Source organism: Cellulophaga sp. F20128 (assembly GCF_023015805.1).
GTDB lineage: Bacteria > Bacteroidota > Bacteroidia > Flavobacteriales > Flavobacteriaceae > Cellulophaga.
In genome coordinates this window covers 1-649 of the sequence record NZ_JALKBA010000064.1, presented here as the reverse complement: position 1 = coordinate 649, position 649 = coordinate 1, and the positions used below count along the sequence as shown (strand labels likewise).

Here is a 649-nt window from a genome sequence, read left to right as displayed (position 1 = left end):
ATAAATAGTAGGGTTCTACGATTCTGTCATCGTATCATCAAAATTTTTGGTCAAGAAATCCTTTTCAACAGTAAAATATCTGCCTTTAGCATCTACCAAGGTCATATCGCCATCGGTCCAAATCACAAATTTTTGATATTTATTAGAGTTCTCCTGGTTGCCTAGTTTCCAATCTGTTTTCAGCAACTTTCTAAGCTGTGTTAAATCTGTTTTTACTCGGGTTTTGTTGAGTGCCAGTAAAGCATCCATTGGGCATATATCAACAGCATGAAGGTCAAATTTTTCAATCACGCTCAATAGAATACTCGCGAGTTCCTTTTCTACACGATTTCGATTGTTTTGAACCAACCTTGTCAAAGCTTTGGTTTTTATTTGCTGGGCTGAAAACCACATTCGAGTTAAATGCTTGGAACTCATCTTTCGGTTAGCTAAATAATGCATAAACGCAGGGATTTCACTAATCAGATTTTCTAGGAAATGAGTATCCTCTTTTTCTAACATTGGAATTTTAATGACCCAGAATCGGGTTTCATTGGCATCTATTTTAATGAAATTCTCTTCGTTATTACTGCATAGGATAAATTTCCCAAAGAACTCAACCTCTCGTTTGTCCTTCCCTTTGGCTTCTAACTTATTGATATTGGTTGTA

Annotated in this window: 1 pseudogene; it reads right to left on the bottom strand. The window is 35.9% G+C overall.

The window, feature by feature from the left end:
* Positions 1-15: 15 nt before the first annotated feature.
* A pseudogene (locus tag MWU65_RS17480) lies at positions 16-649 on the bottom strand (hypothetical protein); the annotation flags it as partial.